This is a genomic window from Capnocytophaga sp. oral taxon 332 str. F0381 (genome assembly GCF_000318275.2).
Lineage (GTDB): Bacteria > Bacteroidota > Bacteroidia > Flavobacteriales > Flavobacteriaceae > Capnocytophaga > Capnocytophaga bilenii.
The window spans coordinates 65256-87630 of record NZ_KB291347.1 but is presented as its reverse complement, the minus strand read 5'-3'; the positions used below and the strand labels follow the sequence as shown (position 1 = coordinate 87630).

Annotated in this window: 26 protein-coding genes; 24 read left to right on the top strand and 2 right to left on the bottom strand. The window is 38.3% G+C overall.

Translation table 11 applies throughout. The features are described 5' to 3' along the window. Positions 1-429: 429 nt before the first annotated feature. The 24 genes from HMPREF9075_RS12245 to recA all read left to right on the top strand — a co-directional run bounded on the left by HMPREF9075_RS12245 (position 430) and on the right by recA (position 21525). Positions 430-1536: a class I SAM-dependent methyltransferase gene (locus HMPREF9075_RS12245; protein WP_034557796.1), complete on the top strand. Its 1107-nt coding sequence runs from the start codon at positions 430-432 to the stop codon at positions 1534-1536. A gap of 108 nt (positions 1537-1644) precedes the next feature. Then, on the top strand, positions 1645-2544 hold the full coding sequence (cysD, locus tag HMPREF9075_RS12240; RefSeq protein WP_009416928.1) for a sulfate adenylyltransferase subunit CysD: 900 nt from the start codon (positions 1645-1647) through the stop codon (positions 2542-2544). 138 nt (positions 2545-2682) lie between these two features. After that, on the top strand, positions 2683-3621 hold the full coding sequence (locus HMPREF9075_RS12235; protein ID WP_009416927.1) for an ATP-grasp domain-containing protein: 939 nt from the start codon (positions 2683-2685) through the stop codon (positions 3619-3621). Position 3622: 1 nt separating this feature from the next. Beyond that, positions 3623-3940, top strand: coding sequence for an HAD hydrolase family protein (locus HMPREF9075_RS12230; protein WP_009416926.1), 318 nt, complete (start codon positions 3623-3625; stop codon positions 3938-3940). Then, positions 3937-4944: an N-acetylneuraminate synthase gene (gene neuB, locus HMPREF9075_RS12225; RefSeq protein WP_009416925.1), complete on the top strand. Its 1008-nt coding sequence runs from the start codon at positions 3937-3939 to the stop codon at positions 4942-4944. Before HMPREF9075_RS12230 ends, neuB begins: the two co-directional genes overlap by 4 nt. Then, positions 4941-6101 carry a UDP-N-acetylglucosamine 2-epimerase gene (neuC, locus tag HMPREF9075_RS12220; protein ID WP_009416924.1) on the top strand — a complete coding sequence of 387 codons (1161 nt, stop codon included), beginning with the start codon at positions 4941-4943 and terminating at the stop codon, positions 6099-6101. The genes neuB and neuC overlap by 4 nt, the downstream gene beginning before the upstream one ends. Positions 6102-6104: 3 nt before the next feature. Then, positions 6105-6995 (top strand): methionyl-tRNA formyltransferase, encoded by an 891-nt coding sequence (locus HMPREF9075_RS12215; protein ID WP_009416923.1) that lies wholly within the window; start codon positions 6105-6107, stop codon positions 6993-6995. Further along, a complete protein-coding gene (locus HMPREF9075_RS12210; protein ID WP_009416922.1) occupies positions 6992-7663 on the top strand; it encodes a PIG-L deacetylase family protein in 672 nt (223 codons plus the stop codon). The genes HMPREF9075_RS12215 and HMPREF9075_RS12210 overlap by 4 nt, the downstream gene beginning before the upstream one ends. Before the next feature lie 2 nt (positions 7664-7665). Continuing rightward, entirely contained in the window at positions 7666-8709 is a 1044-nt protein-coding gene (locus tag HMPREF9075_RS12205) for a nucleotidyltransferase family protein (protein WP_009416921.1), read from the top strand. Between the two features lie 3 nt (positions 8710-8712). Continuing rightward, positions 8713-9429 (top strand): cytidylyltransferase domain-containing protein, encoded by a 717-nt coding sequence (locus tag HMPREF9075_RS12200; protein WP_009416920.1) that lies wholly within the window; start codon positions 8713-8715, stop codon positions 9427-9429. 4 nt (positions 9430-9433) lie between these two features. Beyond that, entirely contained in the window at positions 9434-10726 is a 1293-nt protein-coding gene (locus HMPREF9075_RS12195; protein ID WP_009416919.1) for a glutamate-1-semialdehyde 2,1-aminomutase, read from the top strand. Beyond that, on the top strand, positions 10726-11517 hold the full coding sequence (locus HMPREF9075_RS12190) for a nitrilase-related carbon-nitrogen hydrolase (protein WP_009416918.1): 792 nt from the start codon (positions 10726-10728) through the stop codon (positions 11515-11517). The genes HMPREF9075_RS12195 and HMPREF9075_RS12190 overlap by 1 nt, the downstream gene beginning before the upstream one ends. Beyond that, positions 11514-12281, top strand: coding sequence for an oxidoreductase (locus HMPREF9075_RS12185; protein WP_009416917.1), 768 nt, complete (start codon positions 11514-11516; stop codon positions 12279-12281). The genes HMPREF9075_RS12190 and HMPREF9075_RS12185 overlap by 4 nt, the downstream gene beginning before the upstream one ends. Before the next feature lie 12 nt (positions 12282-12293). Beyond that, positions 12294-13445, top strand: coding sequence for a hypothetical protein (locus tag HMPREF9075_RS12180; RefSeq protein WP_009416916.1), 1152 nt, complete (start codon positions 12294-12296; stop codon positions 13443-13445). A 3-nt stretch (positions 13446-13448) separates the two neighbouring features. Next, positions 13449-14468 carry an acyltransferase gene (locus HMPREF9075_RS12175; protein WP_009416915.1) on the top strand — a complete coding sequence of 340 codons (1020 nt, stop codon included), beginning with the start codon at positions 13449-13451 and terminating at the stop codon, positions 14466-14468. Positions 14469-14488: 20 nt separating this feature from the next. Further along, the gene (locus tag HMPREF9075_RS12170) at positions 14489-15376 is read left to right on the top strand and encodes an NAD kinase (protein WP_009416914.1); all 888 of its coding nucleotides are present in this window, start codon (positions 14489-14491) and stop codon (positions 15374-15376) included. 14 nt (positions 15377-15390) lie between these two features. Next, positions 15391-15705, top strand: a complete 315-nt coding sequence (locus HMPREF9075_RS12165) for a DUF721 domain-containing protein (RefSeq protein WP_009416913.1) — start codon at positions 15391-15393, stop codon at positions 15703-15705. A gap of 4 nt (positions 15706-15709) precedes the next feature. Next, positions 15710-16249 carry a GNAT family N-acetyltransferase gene (locus HMPREF9075_RS12160; protein ID WP_009416912.1) on the top strand — a complete coding sequence of 180 codons (540 nt, stop codon included), beginning with the start codon at positions 15710-15712 and terminating at the stop codon, positions 16247-16249. A gap of 18 nt (positions 16250-16267) precedes the next feature. Next, positions 16268-17605, top strand: a complete 1338-nt coding sequence (locus HMPREF9075_RS12155) for a dihydroorotase (protein ID WP_009416911.1) — start codon at positions 16268-16270, stop codon at positions 17603-17605. A 3-nt stretch (positions 17606-17608) separates the two neighbouring features. Further along, positions 17609-18046, top strand: a complete 438-nt coding sequence (locus tag HMPREF9075_RS12150) for a DUF4296 domain-containing protein (protein ID WP_009416910.1) — start codon at positions 17609-17611, stop codon at positions 18044-18046. Between the two features lie 8 nt (positions 18047-18054). Continuing rightward, the gene (locus tag HMPREF9075_RS12980) at positions 18055-18726 is read left to right on the top strand and encodes a DUF4271 domain-containing protein (RefSeq protein WP_009416909.1); all 672 of its coding nucleotides are present in this window, start codon (positions 18055-18057) and stop codon (positions 18724-18726) included. Positions 18727-18762: 36 nt separating this feature from the next. Beyond that, entirely contained in the window at positions 18763-19512 is a 750-nt protein-coding gene (locus HMPREF9075_RS12145) for a uroporphyrinogen-III synthase (RefSeq protein WP_009416908.1), read from the top strand. Beyond that, a complete protein-coding gene (locus HMPREF9075_RS12140) occupies positions 19509-20291 on the top strand; it encodes a UDP-2,3-diacylglucosamine diphosphatase (protein WP_009416907.1) in 783 nt (260 codons plus the stop codon). The genes HMPREF9075_RS12145 and HMPREF9075_RS12140 overlap by 4 nt, the downstream gene beginning before the upstream one ends. 67 nt (positions 20292-20358) lie before the next feature. Then, positions 20359-21525, top strand: a complete 1167-nt coding sequence (recA, locus tag HMPREF9075_RS12135; protein ID WP_009416906.1) for a recombinase RecA — start codon at positions 20359-20361, stop codon at positions 21523-21525. A gap of 28 nt (positions 21526-21553) precedes the next feature. On the opposite strand, the gene HMPREF9075_RS12130 is transcribed toward recA, so the two are convergent. Together HMPREF9075_RS12130 and HMPREF9075_RS12125 are read right to left on the bottom strand one after the other, a co-directional pair. After that, positions 21554-21883 carry a nucleotide pyrophosphohydrolase gene (locus tag HMPREF9075_RS12130; RefSeq protein ID WP_009416905.1) on the bottom strand — a complete coding sequence of 110 codons (330 nt, stop codon included), beginning with the start codon at positions 21881-21883 and terminating at the stop codon, positions 21554-21556. Next, entirely contained in the window at positions 21873-22292 is a 420-nt protein-coding gene (locus HMPREF9075_RS12125; RefSeq protein WP_009416904.1) for a hypothetical protein, read from the bottom strand. The genes HMPREF9075_RS12130 and HMPREF9075_RS12125 overlap by 11 nt, the downstream gene beginning before the upstream one ends. Between the last annotated feature and the right edge of the window lie 83 nt (positions 22293-22375).

Here is a 22375-nt window from a genome sequence, read left to right as displayed (position 1 = left end):
CCTTCGCTCATCCTTCGCTCAAGGTTCGCTGGGGAACAATTTTGAATTCTGAATTCTGAATTTTGAATTGGGGGGGTACGGAGAAGAATTTTGAATTAGGGGGTAGAAAAAGAGCCTGTCCGAAAAGTTTTGTTTTGTGAAGGCGATTTGCCAATCGCCCCTACAATGTGAATAAAAGTGATTGATTATCAGAGTAATTAACTTTGTCAAACTCTGAAAGTTTGCCAAAGTGTGTGCGAAAATGTACTTTTGAATTCTGAATTTTGAATTGGGGGAGTAGAAAAACTTTGACAAACTCTTAACGTTTGCCAAAGTGTGTGCGAAAATATACTATGAGTGGAATTGGCGGGGTGTGAATTTTCGCAATTCAAAATTCGTAATTTAAAATTATTTCGTATCTTTGCAGCTGATATTAGTGATTTGTGGTTTATGAACTTAACTCCTGATTTGGATAAACAATATACTACCGAAACGAAAACTGCATTGCAAGCACAACGCTTGGCTCAAGAGATTGCCTTTGCTCCTATTGCTTTTCAGGTGTCGCACTTGATGGTAAAGTTGGGGGTTTTGGAGGCGCTGTACAACGCTCCGCTAGGACTTTCGCAGGCTGAAATAGCGAATGTTACGGGGCTGTCGCCTTATGCGGTGCAGGTGCTTTTAGAGGCTTCGCTTTCGATAGGGACGGTAATGGTGAAGGAGGACGACTCATTTCACCTTACAAAAACGGGTTGGTATTTGTTGTGCGATAGGACTACGCGTGTGAATATGGATTTTGTACAATCGGTGTGTTATGAGGGGATGTTTCATTTGGAGGAGGCGCTTCGCACTGGTAAGCCTGCTGGACTGAAGGTTTTTGGCAATTGGGCGACTATCTACGAGGGGTTGTCGCAACTTCCTAAAGAGGCGCAGGAAAAATGGTTTGCTTTTGACCATTACTACTCTGACTATTCGTTTGCGGATGCCTTGGGGATTATTTTTAAGACACCTGTACGTAAATTATTGGACGTGGGGGGCAATACGGGTAGGTTTGCTCTGAAGGTGGTGGCTGAGAATGCGGATGTGAATGTTACGATTGTGGACTTGCCTAGTCAGTTGGGGCTGATGCGCAAGCATATTGACGGGCAGCTGGGTGCTGAACGGATAGAGGGATTTGCTTGTAATTTGCTAGCTGAAGCGCCGGTGTTGCCTACGGGGCACGATGTGATATGGATGAGTCAGTTTTTGGATTGCTTCTCGCCTGATGAGGTGGTACGGATACTAAAGGCTGTAGCTAAGGTGATGGATGCTTCGACTCGGTTGTATATTTTGGAGGCTTATTGGGATAGGCAAGAACACGAAACGGGTGCTTACTGCTTGACACAAATTAGTTTGTACTTTACGGCTATGGCTAATGGTAACAGCAAGATGTACTACTCGGCTGATATGATAGAATGTGTGAAACGCGCTGGACTGGAGGTGGTTGCTATTTACGACAATTTGGGTAGCGGCAATAGTCATACGCTTTTTGAGGTGGGAATTTTGAATTATGAATTTTGAATTGGGCACAAGCTGCAAGCTTGCGCCAGCAGGATATAACTGCAGAAAAACAAGAAATGTTTAGCAGAGATAATAAACAAAGACATAAAAATATAGAAGATATAGAAGATGAATAAAGAGCATTTGAGACAATTGGAGGCTGAAAGTATTTACGTTATGCGTGAGGTGGCGGCTCAGTTTGAACGCCCTGCCTTGCTGTTTAGTGGTGGTAAAGATTCTATTACGCTGGTGCACTTGGCGGCTAAGGCTTTTGCTCCGATGAAAATACCTTTTCCTTTGGTGCATATAGATACGGGGCATAACTTTCCTGAGGCTTTGGCTTACCGCGATGCTTTGGCTGCTGAGTTGGGGGCTGAACTAATCGTGCGAAAGGTGGAAGATACTATCGCTGCTAAAGGACTTACTGAACCTAAAGGTAAATTTGCTTCGCGCAACTGGTTGCAAACGCATACTTTGCTGGATACTATTGAGGAATTTCACTTTGATGCTTGCATAGGGGGTGCTCGCCGCGATGAGGAAAAGGCTCGCGCTAAAGAGCGTTTTTTCTCGGTACGTGATGAGTTTGGGCAGTGGGATCCTAAATTGCAGCGTCCGGAGCTTTGGAATATCTACAACGGACGTATTCAGAAAGGTGAAAATGTGCGTGTATTTCCTATTTCGAATTGGACGGAATTGGACGTGTGGAGCTATATAGCACAAGAGGGGATTGCTTTGCCTTCGATTTACTTTGCTCATAATCGTGATGTGATTGAACACGAAGGACGATTGATAGCGGTATCGCCTTATATACAAATTGATGAAAACGATGTAATACAAAACAAACGCGTACGCTACCGCACTGTGGGCGATATGACTTGTACGGCAGCAGTGGAAAGTAATGCTGCTACCTTGGAAGAAGTGGTGGCTGAAATTACGGCTTCGCGCATTTCGGAACGCGGTGAAACGCGTATTGACGACAAAGTAACAGAAGCGGCTATGGAGGATAGAAAAAAAGGAGGGTATTTTTAAAAGAAATGCTTCATATCTTTGAGACTGACCTTGGTAACACTGAATAGTTAGGAATAAGAGTTGTAATATCCCAAGCGGAGTAATACATATGAGTTATAATAATTAATACTCATTGTATCAATAATAACCTATATTAAAATGAATGGTAAAAAAATAAATATTCTTTTTTTAGGAGGTGCTAAAAGAGTTTCTATTGCAGAAAGATTTATAGAGGCTGGTAAAACATTAGGTTTTGAAGTTTCTATTTTTTCATATGAACTGAATGAGGATTGCCCTATTGCTTTCGTAGGAACAGTAATAAAAGGGTGTAAATGGAGTGATAAATCTATTTTAGATGATTTGAAGAGGGTAATCAAGGAATATAAAATTCATATTCTATTACCTTTTGTAGACCCCGCTACTATTATAGCAGCTAATTTGAAAAATATTTTGCAAGAGGAGGATGTTTTTATTCCTGTTTCTGACATAGATTCTTGTGTTATTTTTTTTAATAAAAAATTATCTAATGAATGGTGTATAAAGAATGATATAAAAGTACCTGATACTAATTTATCTATCTATCCCCTAATAGCTAAGCCTTTAGAAGGCTCTGCTTCTAAGGGGATTGTAGTATTAAATAATGAATCTGAACTTCTAAACCTTTTAAATCGTGAAAAATACCTAATACAGAAATTTATAAAAGGTAATGAATATACTATTGATATTTACAGAAGTCCAAAAACGGGTAAGATATTATCTATAGTACCAAGACAGAGGTTAGAAACTCAAGGGGGAGAGTCAATAAAATCAATTACTATAAAGAATGAAAATATAGAAGCTTTTGCTAAAGAAGTTATTCTAAAAACAAATTTAATAGGGCCTATTACGTTACAAATATTGGAAAATGAGGAAAAAGAACTTTTCTTTATGGAAATTAACCCTCGTTTTGGAGGGGGCGTTTTAAATTCTATTATGGCAGGAGCTGATAGTACGATGTGTTTGTTAAAAGACTTTTTAGGATTGCCTAACTCTTATCAAGAATGGAAGGGGAATTTTATGATGATACGGGCTTTCAAAGAATATTATAAAACAATTTAAGATGCAAATAATAATAGATATTGATGGTACTATTTGTACTGAAGAAAAGACCTATAGTCGTTCATTAGCACGTCCTCTTAAAGATGCTGTTTCTTCTGTAAATGCTTTATATGATGAGGGGCATACCATTATTTTTTATACAGCTAGAACTTGGATGGAGTTTGAAATGACAACCGACTGGCTCAAAAAAAATGGTTTTAAATATCATCAATTGGTAATGGGGAAACCTATTGGAGATGTATGGATAGACGATAGGGCTTTACCTTTTACAAATTGGGAAAGTATGAATAGTATACTAAAAGAGAAAATAAAGAAATGAAAAAGGTAGTAATTATAGCAGAGGCTGGGGTAAATCATAATGCTGACCTGAATAAAGCCAAGCAGCTAATAGATGTTGCTGCAGAAAGTGGTGCTGATTATGTAAAGTTTCAAACTGCAGTTCCTAATTTGGTTGTTACAAAAAAAGGGACTATGACGGAATATCAAATCCAGAACTTAGGGATAAAAGAGTCTCAGTTAGAAATGACTAAGAAAATTCACTTGCCATTATCTGATTTTAAGATTTTATCACAATATGCTGAAACAAAGAATATAAAATTTGCTTCAACGCCCTTTGATTTAGTATCTATAGATACTCTAAAGGAATTAAATATGGATTTTTTTAAGATTCCTTCTGGTGAAATTACTAATTATCCATACTTAGTTAAAGTGGCAAAGATGGGTTTGCCTATTATTATGAGTACGGGAATGGCTACGATTGCAGAAATAAAAGAGGCTGTAAAGGTGCTTACTGATAATGGGGTGTGCAAAGATAAAATTACGATATTGCATTGCAATACAGAATATCCTACTCCTATGGAGGATGTAAACCTAAAGGCGATGCTACATATTCAGCAAGAATTGGGTGTAGCGGTGGGTTATTCTGACCATACTTTAGGAATAGAAGTACCTATAGCAGCGGTAGCTTTAGGAGCTACGGTAATTGAAAAACACTTTACCTTAGACAAAAATTTACCAGGCCCTGACCATAAGGCTTCTCTTGAGCCTAAAGAGCTAAAAGCTATGGTAAGTGCTATTCGCAATATAGAAAAAGCGATAGGAGGCTTGGGGGTGAAAGAGGTATCGGCTTCTGAAGCTAAAAATGAGCCTATTGTAAGAAGAAGCATTATAGCTAATAGGGCTATAAAAAAAGGGGAATTGCTTACAGAAGAGAATCTTATTGTTAAACGACCTGGCACGGGGCTTTCGCCTATGCGATGGAATGAGGTGATAGGTACCAAGGCGATAAGAGATTTTGAAGAAGATGATTTTATTGAGCTATGAGAAAAGTTTGTGTTATAACGGGTACAAGAGCCGAATTTGGCTTGCTACATCATACTATAAAAGCAATTGAAGAGGATAAAACATTGCAACTTCAATTGATTGCAACGGGAATGCATCTTTCCCCTGAGTTTGGTTTAACTTATAAAGATATTGAAAACGCAGGATTTACGATTGATAAAAAGATAGAAATTCTTCTTTCTTCTGATACTCCTGTAGGAATCTCTAAAAGTATGGGGCTTGCAATGATTTCTTTTTCGGAAGCCTTTGCGGAGCTTAAGCCTGATATTATCTTAGTTTTAGGTGATAGATTTGAAATCTTTTCGGCAGTGAGTGCAGCTATGATAGCTCGTATTCCTGTGGCACATTGTCACGGGGGAGAAGCAACAGAGGGGCTAATAGATGAGGCAATTAGGCATAGTATTACCAAAATGTCTCAGATACACTTTTGTGCTACTGAAATATATAAAAAAAGGATTATACAATTAGGCGAAACACCAAATAAGGTTTTTAATATAGGTGCTTTAGCTCTTGAAAATATTTTGAAGTTAAAACTTTTATCTAAAGAAGATTTTGAAACCTCAATTAATTTTAAATTAGATAAAAAATACACTTTTTTAGTTACTTTTCACCCTGTTACACTTGAAAAAGCAACTTCAGCAGTACAAACACAACAATTATTAAATGCGTTGGATAAGATTGATAATTGCAAAATCATATTTACTAAATCAAACTCTGACACTGATGGGCGAATTGTAAACCAAATGATAGAAGAGTATGTGGCTAAAAATTCTTCAAAAGCAGTTTGTTTTACCTCTCTGGGGCAACTGCGCTACCTTTCGGCATTACAATATGTAGATGCTATGATAGGAAACTCATCGAGTGGTATAGTAGAGGCTCCAAGTTTTAAAATTGCTACTGTAAATATAGGTGATAGACAAAGAGGTAGAATAATGGCAGAAAGTGTGATACAATGTGATAGTTCATCACAAGATATTGAAGCTGCTATTAACAAAGCCATTTCGAGCGAGTTTAAAACGTTACTAAAAACTGTAGAAAATCCGTTTAAGGGAGTAGATGCTCCTTCGGAAGAAATAGTTAAAGTTTTAAAAAGTATAGATTTGGAAGATATACTCAAGAAACCATTTTATGATTTATAAGAGATGAGAATAGTTTTTATAGGTACTGTTGATTTTTCATATAGAGCATTGGAGGCGCTTATAGAACATAATTTTGATGTAGTGGGGGTTATTACCAAAAGAAAATCAGATTTTAACGCTGATTTCTGTGATTTAACACCTTTAACGGATAAATATCATATTCCTGTTTTTTTTAGAAAAAAGGATAATGAAGAAGAGCTTATAGCTTTCTTAAAAGAAAAAAAACCTGATGTGATTTATTGTTTTGGTTGGTCGCATATACTTCCCTCTGAGATATTATCAATTCCAAAATACGGAGTAGTAGGTTTTCACCCTACTGAACTTCCCAACAACAGAGGGCGTCACCCCCTAATATGGGCTATTTTTTTAGGATTAAAAAGAACTGCAAGTACATTTTTTATAATGGATGAGGGTGCAGATACAGGAGATATTATTTCACAAGAAATAGTAGCTATAGAAGAGACTGATACTGCTGAAACACTTTATAAAAAAGTAGGTGAAATTGCAATAAAGCAAATTATAGATTTTTCTAAAGAATTTGAACTGAAAGGTGAAAATATAGAAAGGAGAAAGCAAAATATAGCAGAGGGTAATGCGTGGAGAAAAAGAGGAAAAGTAGATGGACAGATAGACTTTAGGATGTCATCGGAAGCTATTTACAATTTGGTAAGGGCATTGACGCACCCTTATGTAGGAGCTCATATAAAATTGGATGGAGAAAAAGAGGTAAAAATATGGAAAGTTATAAAAAAAAGTTGTACTTTTGTAAATTATGAGCCGGGAAAAGTTTTAGAAGTAGAAAACAACAAGATACTTGTAAAAACATATGATGGGGCAATTCAAATTATAGAACACGAGTTCTTAGAACTTCCAAAAAAAGGACAATACTTATGAAAAAAGTTATAGTTATATCGGCACATCCTGATGATGAGATTTTAGGAGCTGGTGGGACTTTGTTAAAACATAAAAAAAATGGTGATAAGATATATTGGCTTATTGTAACTAATGTTTTGGAAAGTTGTGGCTTCTCTAAAGAACGTGTTTGTAGCCGACAAAAAGAAATAGAAAAAATTTCTGAGGCATTGGGTGTAGAAAAGGTATTCTTATTGAATTATCCCACAATGTCCCTTTCAACAAGTACATTGATTGAAATGGTTCCAAAAATATCAAAAGTTTTTACTGAGATAGAACCCGAAATAGTGTATTGTTTGAATCGTTCGGATGCTCATTCAGATCATAGAATTACATTTGATGCAGTAATGGCTTGTACAAAATCTTTTAGATACCCTTTTATTAAACAAGTGCTTATGTATGAATGTATTTCTGAAACTGAATTTGCACCTCAGTTACCTGAAAAAGTATTTATACCTAACTATTTTGTAGACATTTCATCTTTTTTAGAAGAAAAATTAGAGCTGATGAAAATTTATGAATCTGAGGTAGGAGAGCATCCTTTTCCAAGGAGTTTAAGAAATATAGAAGCATTAGCAACTTATAGAGGAGCAAGTGTGGGAGTAGAATATGCCGAGGCTTTTCAACTTATCAAATATATTGACAAATAACAATGAGATCAGACCTATTAATTCATAAGGATAAGAACTTAGTAGAGGGCTTGCAGAAGCTGAATGCTTTACGGAACATCAGTAGGTTGATACTATTTGTGGTAGATGATAATGGGCGTGTGATAGGTTCGGTTACTGATGGAGACATAAGGCGTGCGATAGTAAGTGAACAGCATTTAGAAAAGAAGTTGGGAGATATTTGTTACAAGGGTTTTACTTACCTAACCCAGCTATCTTCGTACCAGAGTTTTAAGAAATACCGTAAGAGCGATATAAAAATTTTACCTATTCTGGATGATGAAGGCAGGATGGTGGATTTGATAGACTTGGAATATACAGAGGCTCAACTTCCTTTGGAGGCGGTAATAATGGCAGGTGGTCGTGGGAAGCGCTTAAGTCCGCTAACGGATACGATTCCTAAGCCGATGCTTAAGCTGGGGAGTAAGCCTATTATAGAGTATAATATAGACCGATTGATTAGTTTTGGGATTAAGAAAATCTATATATCGGTAAAATATCTTGGTGAGCAGATAGTGGATTATTTGGGTGATGGCAGCCAAAAGGGGATTACTATAGAATATGTGTGGGAAGATGAACCTCTGGGTACTGCAGGCGCTTTGGCTCTGATAGATGACTTTAGTACGGAACACGTGCTGGTGATGAATAGTGATTTGTTTACCAATGTGGACTTTGAATCACTATACCTAAAATTGCTAAATGAAGGGGCTGCTATGGCAGTAGCATCGACAGAATACAAGGTGGATGTGCCTTATGCTGTATTTGAGACTAAAGATGGGCGAGTAACGAACTTTAAAGAGAAGCCGAGCTTTATATACCACTCTAATGCTGGTATTTATATACTAGAGCGCTCGCTAATTTCTACTATAGAGCGAGGAAAATATTGTGATATAACGGATGTGATGGAGCGCTTGGTAGCCAGTGGTGGTAGATTGGTTTATGACCCTATTATAGGTTATTGGATAGACATTGGGAAAACAGTGGATTACGAGCACGCACAAGAGTTTATAAAACATTTAGAACGCTAAGCAATGTATAATAATAAAAAAATATTGGCTATTATCCCTGCAAGAGGAGGTAGTAAGGGATTGCCTAATAAAAACATAAAGCCTTTATGTGGCAAACCATTAATAGGTTGGAGCATAGAACAAGCCCAAGCAAGCAACTATATTGATGAGATATTCGTATCGACTGACAGTGCCGAAATAGCTTCGGTGGCTGAGAGTTTTGGGATAAAAGTACCTTTTTTGAGACCTGCGGAATTGGCGACTGATACTTCGCCATCTTCGGAATTTGTACTACACACAATTGATTACTACCGCAGCCAAGGACAGGAGTTTGATTATATACTGCTGTTGGAGCCTACTTCGCCACTGCGTGATGTTGCAGATATAAATACCGCTATAGAGCAGTTATTAAATCATAAGACTGCTAAAAGTATTGTAGGCGTTTCGAAAGTAGAAGCTACTCATCCTACTTTCTTGGTAAATTTATCTAAAGAAGGATTATTAGAGCCCTATTTGGGAGAAATGAAAGTGTTAAGAAGGCAAGATTTAAATGATTTATATTTTTTTGAGGGTTCTTTATATTTATCGGATATCAACTTTTATATAAAAGAACATACTTTTTATCATCATCTTACGCTGCCTTACATAGTACCTAAATATAAAGCATACGAAATAGACGATATAGTAGATTTCTATATTGTAGAAAGAATTTTAGAATTAAAATTAAAAAATATATTATAACAAGATGACTTATAGCGAACGATTAAATAATTTGATACCTGGAGGTTGCCACACCTATAGTCGTGGTGATGACCAATATCCTGAAAATGCCCCACAAATATTTGAAAGAGGTGAAGGGGCTTATACTTATACTCCTGATGGGAAGGAGTTTTTAGACTATGGTATGGCACTACGTGCCGTTACGATAGGCTATGGAGAAAAGAGAATTGCTAATGCAGCTATTGAGCAAATATGGAAGGGTAATAACCTTACACGTGCTTCGGTAATAGAACTAGAAGCAGCTGAGGCGATGGTAGACCTTATACCTAGTGTGGATATGGTGAAATTTGCAAAAAATGGCTCGACTGTAACTTCAGCAGCAGTGAAGATGGCGCGTGCTTATACAGGTAGGAAATATATTATCCGTTGTTTTGACCACCCTTTCTTTTCGTATGACGACTGGTTTATAGGTGATACTGTAATTACTCGTGGTATTCCTAAAGAAAGCCACGAACATACTGTAAACTTTAGGTATAACGATATACAATCATTAGAGGTTTTATTTGCTCAACATCCTAATGAAGTGGCGGGTGTGATTTTAGAGCCTGCTACTACTGAACACCCTAAAGATAACTTTTTGCAAAAAGTAAGAGATTTATGCCATAAAAATGGGGCTTTATTTATTCTTGATGAAATGATTACGGGCTTCCGTTGGCATTTGCAAGGGGCACAAACTTATTATGGTGTAGAGCCTGACCTATGTACTTTTGGCAAGGGTATGGCAAATGGTTTTTCGGTAGCAGCTCTTTGTGGCAAACGCGAGTTTATGAAGATTGGAGGCATTAAAGAAATAGGTGCTGAACGTGTTTTCTTGACTTCAACTACTCACGGAGCTGAGATGAGTGGCTTAGGAGCTTTGGTAGAGACTATAAAATTCTATAAAGAACACGATGTAATAGGACATTTGTGGGATTATGGTACTAAAATTGTTGCTGGGATGAATGCTATTGCTAAAGAGTTAGGTATAGAGGACTACTTTTCAGCAGGCGGTATAGAATGCAGCCCTTATTATCTTACTAAAGATGCTAATAAAGAAGTATCAATGGCTTTTAGGACACTTTTTTCGCAAGAAATGATTAAAAACGGAGTGTTAATGCCTGTAATTGTTTTTTCGTATGCTCATAAGCAAAGAGAATTAGACAGAACATTTGAAGCTACGCGCAAAGCTTTACAAGTATACAAAAAAGCACTTGAGGAAGGAGTGGAAAAATACTTGGTGGGTGAAGTTGTAAAACCTGTATTTAGAAAATATAACTAATGAAAATAGCATTAGTTTCGCTTGACCAGCAATGGGAAAACAAGGTTGCTAACAAGCAAAAAGTAGCAGCTACATTGGCACTTATTGCATCGCGCTGCACTGATATAGATTTGGTGGTATATCCTGAAATGACCCTTACGGGATTTACGATGGAGAGCGAAAGAATAAAAGAAGAGGAAGAGAGCTCTGACACGATTGCTTTTTTTGAAGAACAAGCTAAAAAATATGGTGTAAATATAGCCTTTGGGGTTGTTTTAGCAAAAGGTGACAAGGCTAGTAACTGTTTGGTGGTAGTGAGTGGACAAGGAGCACTGCTCACTACCTACACTAAAATACACCCTTTTTCGTATGCTAATGAAGATGCTCATTACCAAGCGGGTAATAGCCTAAAAAAAGTAAATATAGGAGGGGCAACTATAGGGCTGACTATCTGCTACGACTTGCGTTTTCCGGAACTTTATCAGGGATATTCTAAAGATTGCCAAGTGTTGCTAAATATAGCTAATTGGCCTGAACGAAGGGTAACTCATTGGAAGGCACTTATTAAAGCAAGGGCTATAGAGAACCAAGTGTTTATGGTGGGTGTAAATCGTATAGGGAAAGATGGTAATGGCTTACAATACGTAGCTTCATCGGAAATTGTATCGCCGTATGGCGAGGAACTGAAAGGGGTATCACTTTCTGAAGAAGTTGCTGTGTATGAAATTGACCTTGGGGAGGTAGCCCAATATAGGAAGGAATTTCCTATAAAAAGCGACAGAAAAATAACGCTATACAAAGATATATTATGAGTGGATTGATACAAAATAAAATAGTGGTAATTACTGGAGGTGCAGGCTTGTTGGGCAAGGAGTTTTGCCAAGCTATTGCTGCTAATGGAGCTATTGCTGTAATGGCAGAATATGACCTTTCGGTAGCAGAAAAAATATGTAATGCTTTGGGAAATAGCCTTATAGTACCTGCCCAAGTAGATATTACTAACAAGGATTCTGTTGCGGCACTTATAACTACTATTTCAGAAAAATATGGCAAAATAGATGCTTTAGTAAATAGTGCTTACCCTCGTAACAAAAATTTCGGGAAGCATTTTTTTGATGTGGAGTACGAAGATTTTTGTGAGAATTTGGGAATGAACTTAGGGGGGTATTTTCTTACCTCACAGCTATTTGCGAAGTACTTCTACAAACAAGGGTATGGTAATATTATCAATTTGGCATCGATATATGGGGTGATAGCACCACGTTTTCAGATTTACGACAATACACCAATGACATCTGCAGTGGAATATGCGGCTATTAAATCAGGGTTGATACACCTTACAAAATATATGGCTAAGTATTTTAAAGGGAAACACATACGGGTGAATACCATTTCGTTGGGAGGAATTGAAGACCGCCAGCCTGAGCCTTTTTTGAAGGCTTATAAGGAACTTTGCTTGAACAAAGGAATGCTGGACGCTAAGGATGTATCGGGGACTGTAGTATTCTTGCTATCGGAACTTTCGGAATATGTGAATGGGCAGAATATTGTGGTGGATGATGGTTTTACATTGTAACACAGAGATGATATGACAAAGCGTACCATTGTATATTTTGACTATCAGCCGTTATCGCAGCAGGTGTATGACGATTACTACTTGGGGCAATTGGTTGCTGCAGGTTGCTGTGTGGAGTATTTAGACTTGACACGGTTGTACTTTCCTTCATTCTGCAAAGAAGTATCGTTTGAAGGGATAAAGATACATTATATTGGTTCGTTTGGTGAATTGGAGAGGGTAATAGCTGGATTTTCTAAGGATACGCTTTTTGTTTCACGGCTTACCTTTACAGATATAGTGGTGCGCCTTTTTAGGTTGTTTAAAAAATACAACTGTCAGCTTGTGGCTCTCACTCGTGGGGCGTTCCCAGCGATGCCTGTAACTGACAAAATCATTGACAAATTACGACAACCCTCACAATACTTTAGTTACCTGAAAAAGGTGGGAGCTATCTTACTGAAAAAGATAGGGTATGTACAGAAATACAAATATGTGTTTAACTGTGGAACTTCATTGGGTAACATTGGCTTGGGGTGGCAGTACGATGTAGCACAAGCGAAGATTATCGGTGTAAACACGTGTGATTTTGAGCGCATTAGAGATACTAAAGAAGTGCCTTTTGCTTATAAATACATTGTCTTTTTAGATGAGTATTTTCCTTTTCACCCTGACTTTAAAATGTTTGGACAGGCTACTATTGGTGAAGATATTTATTACAAACAACTAAATGCTCTTTTTAAAAAAATAGAGGCTGCTTACCAGCTGCCTGTGGTAATAGCTGCTCACCCGAAAGCAGAATTGTACAAGACGCATAATTACTACGAGGGCAGGGAGGTGCTTTTTGGCAAAACGGCTGAATTGGTAAAAAATAGTGTGTGCGTACTTGCGCACTATAGTACTTCGATAGGGTATGCTATCGCTACTGAAAAGCCTTTGGTATTTTTGAATGCGTTGGTGTACAAGCAAAATATACATCGCATTTACCAGTTTATTAACTTTTTGGGTGAGTACTTGAATACTAAGGTTTTACTTTTTGACGATGCTGAGGCTGATTTTTCTATTCCTGTAGTGGATAAGGGGCGTTATGAGGAGTATAAATATAATTTTTTGACAAATAAGGAGACTGAGGAGCTCAATTCGGGAGAGATTTTTGTAAAAGAGATTGTAAATTGTAAGATTTAAATTATGAAAGTAAAGAGGATTGATTATTTGGACGCTATACGTGGAATAGCGGTATGGCTGGTGGTGTTGTATCACGCTTATGCGCGATATGAACATTTCCCTTATGGCTTTGAATATGCTTCTTTTCCTCTTTTAAAATATGGGTACTTGGGAGTAGAGTTGTTCTTTCTTATTTCGGGGTTTGTTATCTTGATGACTTTAGAACGTAGCAGGAGTTTTATTAACTTTCTGTATAAACGTTGGTTGCGGTTGTTTCCTGCAATGGCAATCGTTACTTTGCTTTTCTATGTGGGTTATTATCTATTTTGTGAGAAATGGATCCCATATTACAACCTCCTGCCTGGTCTTACTTTTACAGAACCGTACTTTTATAAAAAACTATTGCATATAGACACTATAAAAGCTTTATCTCCCAGCTTTTGGACATTATTTGTAGAGGTGAAGTTTTATGCTATTTTTGGAGGTGTATTTTTTCTATTAAGAAAAAACGTCCATAAATCTATATTATTTCTGCTCATACTATGGTGTTTTTCAATTATTACATCTTTGGTTTGTCATAATGAATTTGTAATGAAGATTGCAGAACTTTTTATATATTATGGGTGGTTTGCTGGGGGATGTTATGCTTATTTATATTTTAAAACTCAAATAGATAAATACCTTTATCTTTCGGGTGGCATTACTTTAGTAGCTATTATACTATCTACATTGTCAAAAGAATATTTTGTGGAATATTTCATAACTGTTATAACTATCATTGCAGTGTTTTTTATACCATTAGTATTTGAAAAAGTACGTTTTGTTTTTCAGAATAAATTTTTATTGTTTTTTGGGTTTATTAGTTATAGTTTTTACTTGTTGCAAGAGCCTATGCTACTTTTCTTTATAGATAAAATACATACAGCTGCTGGAGGAGTAATTAATTCGTTTTGTATTCCTTTGCCATTATTTATAGCTATTACAGGATTATCATACGGAGTTACCAAAGCAGAAATATGGATAAGAAAACTAATAAAATTTTGAATTGTGGATGAAAAAAGAAGATGAAAATAGCTATTTATATACGGCAGTATAGTGCTGAAAATGAAGGGATACTGGATACTTTGTTGGGGTTGCTGAACGATGGGGATAGGGTGTGTGTTGAGAATGAAATACTAAATGAGCTTAGAACGCATAGTGATAGATTTCAGGGGTTGTGTGGTTTTGGTGGTTTTGAGGACTTGGACGATTCGTTTGATGTGATGCTGACTATTGGTGGCGATGGCACGCTGCTGAAGAGTATTGGCTATATTAGGGATTTGGAAATTCCTGTACTGGGTATCAACTCGGGTAGGCTGGGTTTTTTGGCTACGGCTCATAAGGATAACTTGCAAACGGTGGTGCAACAATTGCGAGAACGTTCGTACGAAATTGTGGAGCGCTCGGTAATAGAGGCTGTATTTAGCGATGATTTGACGCCTGTGGCTGAGGTTAATTTTGCGATGAACGAAATTACTGTTACGCGAAAAAATACGGCTTCGATGATTACTATTGATACGGAATTGGATGGTGATTACCTTTGTTCGTATTGGGCTGATGGGCTTATGATTGCTACGCCTACGGGCTCTACCGGCTATTCGCTGAGTTGTGGTGGTCCTGTGATTTTGCCTACTGCTAAGAATTTTGTATTGACGCCTATCGCACCACATAACTTGAGTGCTCGCCCCTTGATTATTCCTGAAGATACGGAGGTGAGGCTTTCTATTTCGGGCAGGGCGAAGAAGTATTTGCTGTCGCTGGATTCGCAAATATTGTCGTTGCCTAACAAACGTGGTGTGATTATCAGACGGGCTCCGTTTGTGGTACGGATGATACGCTTAGGGGGTGATAGCTTTGTAAAAACGCTTCGCAGCAAATTGTTGTGGGGAGAGGATAGAAGAAATAAAGTGTAATTTTTTTTGGAACTATGGTGGCTGAGGATAGGGATTTTGTGGATAAGAATGTGCATTCGCTGGGTGAGGTGATTGAGCTGATTATTGCGCAAGGAAAATTGAAACGTGGATTGCAGCGGGCTAGGCTTCCGCAGCTTTGGGGTGATATTCTGGGTGATGCGGTGGCAAAACATACTACGCTGGTATCTCTTGATAAACGAACCTTATACGTACAACTCAATTCGCCTGCTCTTGCTAATGAATTGAGCTATGGGAAACACAAAATTATTGCTTACCTTAATGAGGCTTTGGGTGAAGAACTCATAGATAAATTGATTTTTTTGACTTAAATATATGATACGAGCGGCAAGACCTGAGGATGCTACAGCGGTGGCTCCGCTAATGTTTCAGGCTATGGAAGAGATTGTTTATAAGATGATTGGGCGTGCTGATAGGTATGAGGGTATTGGTTTTCTGGAGTTGCTTTTTGCAAAGGGGGGAAATCAGTATTCGTATGAAAATGCGTGGGTATATGAGGATGAGCGAGGCATAGTGGGGTCGGTAGTGGCTTATGATGGGGGCGAATTGTACGCTTTGCGGTTGCCCGTACTGGAACTTATAAAGGAACGCTATGGCACCGAAATTGTACTAGAAGATGAAACTGGCGCTGGGGAACTTTACATAGATACGCTGAGTGTGTTGCCTTTGGCTCAGGGCAGTGGTATTGGCTCGGCACTTATCAATCACCTAAAGGGGCTTCATAGGTTGCCTTTGGGGCTACTGGTGGATGTGAATAATGCTGAAGCTGAGCGGCTTTACAATAGATTGGGCTTTGTGTATGCTAACCAGCAGGCGCTTGCCGGTGGTGTGTATAAACATTTGGTATTATTCTGAACTTTAATTTCTAAAAATATGAAAACACTGATAAAAAACGCCCTAATAGTGAGCGATGGGCATACCATAGAAGGCGACTTACTCATCTCTGGTGATAGGATTGAGAAAATTGCAAAAGATATCACCCCTGTAGGGAATTGTAAGGTGATAGATGCTGGTGGTAAATTGCTTTTGCCTGGTGCTATTGACGACCAAGTGCATTTTCGTGAGCCTGGGTTGACACATAAAGCGACTATTGGGAGTGAAAGTGCAGCGGCTGTAGCTGGTGGGGTTACTACTTTTTTTGAGCAGCCTAATACGATGCCTCAAACTATAAGTATTGAGCGTTTGGAGGAAAAATTTGCTATTGCTGGACGTACTTCGTATGCTAATTATTCTTTTTTCTTGGGGGGTACTAATGATAACTTGGAAGAACTGAAGCGCTTAGACCGCAAGGCTTGTGCTGGGGTAAAACTTTTCTTGGGTTCTTCGACTGGGAATATGCTTGTGGATAACGAGTGTACTATTGAGGAGATTTTTAGCAACGTGGATTTGGTGATTGCGGCGCATTGTGAAGATGAGGCTACTATACGTAAAAACTTGGCTTATTACGAGTCGGTGTATGGGGAAAATATTCCGATGGGGACTCACCCTTTGATACGGAGTGCTGAGGCTTGTTACTTATCGAGCAGTAGGGCTATTGCCCTAGCTAAAAAAACAGGGGCTCGCCTACACGTATTTCACCTATCTACTGCTCGCGAGACGGCTCTCTTCAGAAATGATATTCCGCTAAAAGATAAAAAAATAACCGCTGAGGTGTGTGTGCATCACTTGTGGTTTAGCGATGCTGATTACACTGAAAAGGGTAGCCTGATAAAATGGAACCCTGCAGTAAAGACGGCTGAGGACAGGAGTGCGCTATGGACTGCACTATTGGACGACCGCTTGGATGTGATTGCTACTGACCACGCGCCTCATACGTGGGAGGAAAAGCATCAGGTGGGGTATGGTCGTATTCCTTCGGGGGCGCCTTTGGTGCAACATTCGTTGGTTGCGATGCTTGAAAAAGTTCAGGAGGGCGTTATTTCGGTAGAAAAAGTTGTAGAAAAGATGTGTCATAACCCTGCTATTTTATTTGATATTGCTGATAGGGGCTACTTGCGTGAGGGGTATTTTGCTGATGTGGTATTGGTGGATATGAACTCTCCTTGGGTGGTGGCAAAAGATAATTTGCTGTATAAATGTGGTTGGAGCCCAATGGAAGGGCAAGGCTTCTGCAGTCGCATTGTAAGTACGTGGGTGAATGGTAATTTGGCGTATGATAATGGTGGGGTTATCCCTGCTTTCTATGGTGCGCGGGTATGTTTTAATCGTTAGGCTATGAGGAGTTTTTTGTATATTGTAGTAATTGCTTTGTTTTTCGGTGGTTGCAAAAGGAATATAGTGCCTAAACCTGATCATTTTTTGGATGCTAAACAAATGGAGCAACTTCTGTATGATTTGGCTCTCTTGGAAAGCATCAAAAACTATGATGCGCAATACCTTGATTCTCTGCAAGGAACGCCCCAAGAATACATCTACAACAAATATGGTACTGATAGTATTGCTATCGCTCAAAATATGATTTATTACGCTTCTTTTCCCAAAGTATATGACCAAATTGTACATAACGTAGACACAAGGCTAAAGGAACAAAGCGATAGCCTCCAAGCTATGCAAAATCGTCCTACCCCAAAAAGTGAATCTAAACAGCCAGAGCTCGATCAAATCAACAAGGTAGATCAAATTAACAACACTGATAGCTTAAGCATACAATAACACATTCTTTGGAATCAATAGCTCTACATACTTCATACCTAAACTGGGTATTTCCTGCCTTCCTACTGGTCTTTGGACTGGTGGCTTTCTTGCGTACCTTTTACCCAAAACACTTCGCCGATTACCAACGCTTGCTTGTTAATAACAAATATATTGTTATCTACGGGAAAAAAGAAACAAGAGGACACCTCTTTACCATCGTTCTATACTTCTTGCAATGCATCAGTCTTTCCTTATTTCTGTATATATGGCTTAAAAGTGAAGGTATCACTCAACTCTTCAACCAACGCTTTATGTATCTTGAACTCTTGGTGATAGTTATAATAGTTCTGAGCATAAAACTACTTTTCCAACGATGGATAAGCAGTCTTTTTGAGCTATCGGAGTTCAGCAAAGAATACATCTTCAGCCGCATATCTTATACATCATACGCCTCAATAATGATGATTTTAGTACTTTTTATAGGCGTTTATAGCCAAATGATAAACAGAATATTACTATACACTTTACTATTGTTGCTACTGATAATCAGCATATTAAGTTGGGTAAAAATTATAAATGCAAATCGTAAAGAAATAAAATCATACTTATTATATTTTATTTTGTATCTTTGCACCCTTGAAATCGCGCCCTATGTTTATTTGTTTTACGGTGTAAAAACACTGTTTGGCAATGAATAAAAGAGCAACCTTTAGAGAAGTGTAAAGAAATATACTATGAAAGTAAAATCAATCTTAGTTTCGCAGCCAGAGCCAAAAGCTGATAACTCGCCCTACGCTCAAATCATTGAGAACCATAATGTGAAAGTAGATTTTGTACCTTTTGTGAAAGTGGAAGGTATGACAGCTAAAGATGTAAGAATGCAGAAGATAGATCTCACGAAATTTACAGCTGTAATACTAACGAGTAGAAAATCGGTAGACCACTACTTCCGCATAGCTGAAGAGATGCGTTTCAAAGTACCTGATACGATGAAATACTTCTGCCAATCGGAAGCAATTGCTTTTTATTTGCAGAAGTATATTACTTACAGAAAGCGCAAGATATATGTGGGCAAAAAGGAATTTTCGGAACTTTTGCCTATACTGAAGAAGTATAAAGAGGAGAAGTTTTTGTTTCCTGGTTCGGATGTTCCTAAACCAGAAGCTGAATTGGCGCTTGATAATTTGAAGATAAAATGGGAGCGTGTGGTTTTTTATCGTACGGTGTACTGCGATATTTCGGCTATAAAGAATAATAAATATGATATACTGACGTTTTTCAGTCCGGCGGGTATAGAGGCTCTTTTTAAGAGTTTTCCTGATTTTTCGCAGAAGAAGACGCGTATAGCGGTATATGGAGATACAACATTGAAGGCGGCTGAAGAGGCTGGCTTGGTGATTGATATAAAAGCACCATCGCCAGAAAGCCCTTCGATGACGGTGGCTTTAGACCATTATTTGGGGAAAGTAAATGGTAAAAAATGATAGAAATAGCCTTAGAAGCAGGTAAGAATCTTTATTTTGCCTCAGATAATCATCTTGGAGCCCCAACAGCTACCGAAAGCTTGCCACGCGAGCGACGGTTTGTGGCTTGGCTGGAACAAATAAAAGATGAGGCTGGGGCTATCTTCTTGCTGGGAGACCTTTTTGATTTTTGGTTTGAATACAAAACGGTAGTGCCTAAGGGTTTTGTACGCACTTTGGGTACGCTGGCGAAGCTTCGCGATAGTGGGATTCCTATTTACTTCTTTGTAGGTAACCACGACTTATGGATGAATGATTACTTCAGTAAAGAACTTGGCATAGATGTGTTTCATAAGCCGCAAGAAATTGTGTGCTGTGGGAAGCGTTTTTTGGTGGGGCACGGTGATGGATTAGGCCCTGGTGATAAGGGTTATAAACGGATGAAAAAGGTATTTACAAACCCTTTTTGCCAATGGCTTTTTAGATGGCTACACCCTGATATTGGGGTGCGTTTGGCACAATATTTATCGGTGAAAAACAAGCTTATATCGGGTGCTGAAGATATTCACTTTTTGGGTGAGGAGAATGAATGGCTGGTGCAATATTGCCTAAAAAAGCTACAAACCGCTCATTATGACTACTTTCTGTTTGGACATAGGCACTTGCCAATGACAATACCCCTAAAAGGGGGGGCTACTTACATCAATACGGGGGATTGGATACATTACTACACCTATGCCTTATTTGACGGAAAAGAGCTACAACTCACTACCTATCCCCTACCCGATAGCAATCCTTAAGTTGGAAATCATTTGCATTTTAAAATTATTATCACTACCTTTGCAACGCTAAAAAAATAAGACAATTATGGCAAAAAATAATAAAGAAGTAAGCGTAGAAGAACAACGTAAAGAAGCCTTAAAACTAACACTTGCAAAATTGGATAAGGCTTACGGAAAAGGAACTGTACGCGCCTTGGGCGACACGCCCGTAGAAGATGTAGAAGTATACTCAACAGGCTCTATAGGTATTGACGCTATATTGGGCGTAGGAGGATATCCCAAAGGGCGTGTTATTGAAATATATGGGCCTGAATCATCAGGGAAAACGACCCTCACTCTACACGCTATCGCCGAAGTACAAAAAGCAAAAGGAACAGCAGCCTTTATAGACGCTGAACACGCCTTTGACCCTGTATATGCACAAAGCCTTGGCGTAGATGTAAAAACACTCCTAATAAGCCAGCCCGATAGTGGAGAACAAGCTCTTGAAATTGCCGATGCTCTTATACGTTCAGCAGCTGTAGACCTTATCGTAATTGACTCTGTAGCTGCCCTCACCCCAAAAAGCGAAATAGACGGCGATATGGGTGATTCTAAAATGGGACTACACGCTCGCTTGATGTCGCAAGCACTGCGAAAAATCACAGGAAGCATCAGCAAAGCAAATTGTATTGTTATTTTTATCAACCAATTGCGTGATAAAATAGGCGTATCATTCGGTAGCCCCGAAACCACTACAGGAGGTAATGCACTTAAGTTTTACTCCTCAGTTCGTATCGATATCAGAAAAGCAGGAGGTCCTCAAGGCACTGCAGCAATTAAAGACGGAAATGGCGAAATTATAGGAAATCGCACTAAAGTAAAAATCGTAAAAAACAAAGTAGCCTCTCCTTTTAAAAGTACAGAATTTGACATTATATTCGGACAAGGAATCTCAAAAGTAGGTGAAATATTGGATATAGGGGTAGATACCGATATTATAGTAAAAAGTGGTGCTTGGTTTAGCTACCAAGGAACAAAATTGGGACAAGGACGAGATGCTGCCCTCAAAATGTTGAAGGATAACCCTGAATTGGCTGAAGAATTAGAAAAACAAATCAGAGAATGGTTAAAACACAACGAACTGCCATCAAAACCTAAAAAAGGAAAAAAATCAGTGGCAAAAGCCAAAAAGAATGAAACTCCTGATGAAGAAGAATATGAAGAGGAGGAATACGAAGACGATGATGATACTTACGAAGAAGAAGAGTAAATTATCAACCATAAAAAAACTCAGAGTACTAAGCTCTGAGTTTTTTATTATCTTGATGCCGCTGATGATCACGTTTCGTTTTTTTAATCATCTTCTTATCAAAAGCCTCCTGTAAATCAATACCTGTTTGATTTGCCAAACAAAGTACTACAAACACTACATCAGCAAGCTCTTCGCCTAAATCTTTATCTTTATCACTCTCTTTTTCTGATTGCTCACCATAACGCCTCGCAATAATACGAGCTACCTCGCCCACCTCCTCAGTAAGCTGAGCCATATTCGTCAATTCATTGAAATAGCGCACGCCGTGCTCCTTAATCCAATTATCAACCTCCAATTGTGCATTCTTAATATTCATATTTACTCAATAATTGATTTTCTTTAAAAAAGTACTTCCCTAAACCGTAATTCATCATTATCAACGCTGGATAAGCAATCCACATACCAAATACTTGCCCGAAAGTAGCTCCTTCAATAGCTGTTTTCAACGACCATAACACGCTTGCTTGTTCAAAAGTTAAGGTAGCAAAAAACCAATACGAAAACAAAATAGCTACCACAGCCCCATAAAGCCATAAATGGCGAGCATACCATAATTTGATGCCATTGATAAGCGGATAAACGCTACAAAGCACCAATAGCGTAACCACAGTGCCTATTTTCAACCAATAACCAGCCCATAAAGGATGTACAATCTCCAATATAAGCCAATTACTAAAAACAATCACTAAGAAATTAGTAATTAGAAAAGTAATAAATTTTTTCATACTTAATTATCCTTTTTTGTGTTTTTAAAAAATCATAACTGTTTTAAAAGTACACTCAAAATACGTACTTTCAAAACAGTTAT

Coding starts and splice junctions, on each gene's coding strand:
- HMPREF9075_RS12245 (WP_034557796.1), top strand. CDS start 430: ATGAACTTAACTCCTGATTTGGATAAACAATATACTACCGAAACGAAA.
- cysD (WP_009416928.1), top strand. CDS start 1,645: ATGAATAAAGAGCATTTGAGACAATTGGAGGCTGAAAGTATTTACGTT.
- HMPREF9075_RS12235 (WP_009416927.1), top strand. CDS start 2,683: ATGAATGGTAAAAAAATAAATATTCTTTTTTTAGGAGGTGCTAAAAGA.
- HMPREF9075_RS12230 (WP_009416926.1), top strand. CDS start 3,623: ATGCAAATAATAATAGATATTGATGGTACTATTTGTACTGAAGAAAAG.
- neuB (WP_009416925.1), top strand. CDS start 3,937: ATGAAAAAGGTAGTAATTATAGCAGAGGCTGGGGTAAATCATAATGCT.
- neuC (WP_009416924.1), top strand. CDS start 4,941: ATGAGAAAAGTTTGTGTTATAACGGGTACAAGAGCCGAATTTGGCTTG.
- HMPREF9075_RS12215 (WP_009416923.1), top strand. CDS start 6,105: ATGAGAATAGTTTTTATAGGTACTGTTGATTTTTCATATAGAGCATTG.
- HMPREF9075_RS12210 (WP_009416922.1), top strand. CDS start 6,992: ATGAAAAAAGTTATAGTTATATCGGCACATCCTGATGATGAGATTTTA.
- HMPREF9075_RS12205 (WP_009416921.1), top strand. CDS start 7,666: ATGAGATCAGACCTATTAATTCATAAGGATAAGAACTTAGTAGAGGGC.
- HMPREF9075_RS12200 (WP_009416920.1), top strand. CDS start 8,713: ATGTATAATAATAAAAAAATATTGGCTATTATCCCTGCAAGAGGAGGT.
- HMPREF9075_RS12195 (WP_009416919.1), top strand. CDS start 9,434: ATGACTTATAGCGAACGATTAAATAATTTGATACCTGGAGGTTGCCAC.
- HMPREF9075_RS12190 (WP_009416918.1), top strand. CDS start 10,726: ATGAAAATAGCATTAGTTTCGCTTGACCAGCAATGGGAAAACAAGGTT.
- HMPREF9075_RS12185 (WP_009416917.1), top strand. CDS start 11,514: ATGAGTGGATTGATACAAAATAAAATAGTGGTAATTACTGGAGGTGCA.
- HMPREF9075_RS12180 (WP_009416916.1), top strand. CDS start 12,294: ATGACAAAGCGTACCATTGTATATTTTGACTATCAGCCGTTATCGCAG.
- HMPREF9075_RS12175 (WP_009416915.1), top strand. CDS start 13,449: ATGAAAGTAAAGAGGATTGATTATTTGGACGCTATACGTGGAATAGCG.
- HMPREF9075_RS12170 (WP_009416914.1), top strand. CDS start 14,489: ATGAAAATAGCTATTTATATACGGCAGTATAGTGCTGAAAATGAAGGG.
- HMPREF9075_RS12165 (WP_009416913.1), top strand. CDS start 15,391: ATGGTGGCTGAGGATAGGGATTTTGTGGATAAGAATGTGCATTCGCTG.
- HMPREF9075_RS12160 (WP_009416912.1), top strand. CDS start 15,710: ATGATACGAGCGGCAAGACCTGAGGATGCTACAGCGGTGGCTCCGCTA.
- HMPREF9075_RS12155 (WP_009416911.1), top strand. CDS start 16,268: ATGAAAACACTGATAAAAAACGCCCTAATAGTGAGCGATGGGCATACC.
- HMPREF9075_RS12150 (WP_009416910.1), top strand. CDS start 17,609: ATGAGGAGTTTTTTGTATATTGTAGTAATTGCTTTGTTTTTCGGTGGT.
- HMPREF9075_RS12145 (WP_009416908.1), top strand. CDS start 18,763: ATGAAAGTAAAATCAATCTTAGTTTCGCAGCCAGAGCCAAAAGCTGAT.
- HMPREF9075_RS12140 (WP_009416907.1), top strand. CDS start 19,509: ATGATAGAAATAGCCTTAGAAGCAGGTAAGAATCTTTATTTTGCCTCA.
- recA (WP_009416906.1), top strand. CDS start 20,359: ATGGCAAAAAATAATAAAGAAGTAAGCGTAGAAGAACAACGTAAAGAA.
- HMPREF9075_RS12130 (WP_009416905.1), bottom strand. CDS start 21,883: ATGAATATTAAGAATGCACAATTGGAGGTTGATAATTGGATTAAGGAG.
- HMPREF9075_RS12125 (WP_009416904.1), bottom strand. CDS start 22,292: ATGAAAAAATTTATTACTTTTCTAATTACTAATTTCTTAGTGATTGTT.